Consider the following 1354-nt stretch of genomic DNA (forward strand, 5'->3'; position numbering starts at 1 on the left):
TGCGCCAGAGGATGAAAGTAGATCTGAATGATTCCAAGGTTAGTTCTTTGGTGCTGTAACTGGCGTTAAAATCGAGCGTTTTCTAGCCGCTGAAAATCCTCATGGTAAGCTTGTCGGCTCAAAAGGTTTTGCGTTGGTTGAGGCTCAGTTTTCTCTGATGTTGTTTGTTCACGTGCGCTTCAATCAAAAGTCGCGTTGAAACTGCGCCCCGCTTCAATCTGTTGGTTTACGATAGTTTTTCAACAAAGGTGTCGTGTTTTTGTTTTGTTGTTGGAGCGTTTTGGTGCTCAAGTGAGTAAGCGCATAACAAGGCGTTTAAGGCAGATTCGCAACGCATAGCATTTTGGGTTTACTTTGAATTTAGTGTTTACGGCACAATGGTTTAGGTTATGTGGAGGCGTCGCTCACTACTTAACGCGGCGTTAGGCGACGGGCAGGAAAGTTCTATATTCTCATCTTCTTAGTTCTCTTTGAGTATTCGTTTTTCTAAGTCGGCAACTCAGTATTGTCGGCTCAAATTCTTGAATCTCTTCTGCCGTAAAACATGCCAATTTTCGTGGGTTGCCTCATTGGTTTTTGGAGTTGGTTAGTGGTGAGTTTCACTGGCTCAAAGTGTGGAAAGGGCAAGTCAATTGAGGCTTTCGATTTTGCTGCTAGTTTGTAGCTTTGGCATTTTCGGGTTCAAAACCTGCTTTGTTGCTGAAGGTCAGCATTTCGTGGTTGTTGGAATCTTGGCTGAAACATAGTGACATTTGTGGTTCTTGAATCACAAAAAGTCAGCGGGTGTTTGGTTGCTTATTTTGTTTCGGGTAATCTGCTTTCAAACCAACTTAAAGACTGGTGGGAAACTTCGCCTAACAAGGCGTTTAAGACGGATTCACAACGCTTGGCGATTTCAATTCGAGTCAGGTTAAGTGTTTAAGGTACAATGGTTTAGGTTTGGTGGTTTGCGTTGTTCACCACTTAACGCGGCGTTATGTTAATGGAGTGGAATAAGCTATGGAATACAAAGTCGTTAAAGAATATCAAGATGCTCCAGAATCGCCGATTAGAATAGTCTCAGGCGAAAAATTGGAGTTTGTAGAGGAATCCAATCCAGAAGGTGACTGGGCAAACTGGATTTTCTGCCGAGGGGAAAACAAAGAAGGCTGGGTTCCTAAACAGATACTAGCTATCGACAATTGCGAGGTAACTGCTCTTGAGGATTATTTCGCCAAGGAGCATCGTTTGGCTATCGGCGAAATTCTAGTAAAAGAACATGAGTTAAATGGCTGGATCTGGAGTAGTAAATTAGGTAGCCCGAAAGAATTGGCATGGGCTCCTTTAAATCATTTGTGCGCTGTGTAAATTCACA

Annotated in this window: 1 protein-coding gene; it reads left to right on the forward strand. The window is 43.0% G+C overall.

Annotated features, from left to right (window positions below):
* The first annotated feature begins 999 nt into the window (after nucleotides 1–999).
* A complete protein-coding gene (locus OH458_RS21910) occupies nucleotides 1000–1347 on the forward strand; it encodes an SH3 domain-containing protein (protein WP_159737913.1) in 348 nt (115 codons plus the stop codon).
* The last annotated feature ends 7 nt before the right edge of the window (nucleotides 1348–1354 follow it).

This window comes from Vibrio sp. MarTm2, assembly GCF_027587055.1.
Taxonomy (GTDB): Bacteria; Pseudomonadota; Gammaproteobacteria; order Enterobacterales; family Vibrionaceae; genus Vibrio; species Vibrio sinaloensis_D.

What these genes read in the sequence shown, in the direction of transcription:
- OH458_RS21910 (WP_159737913.1), top strand. Translation starts at nt 1,000, where the DNA reads ATGGAATACAAAGTCGTTAAAGAATATCAAGATGCTCCAGAATCGCCG.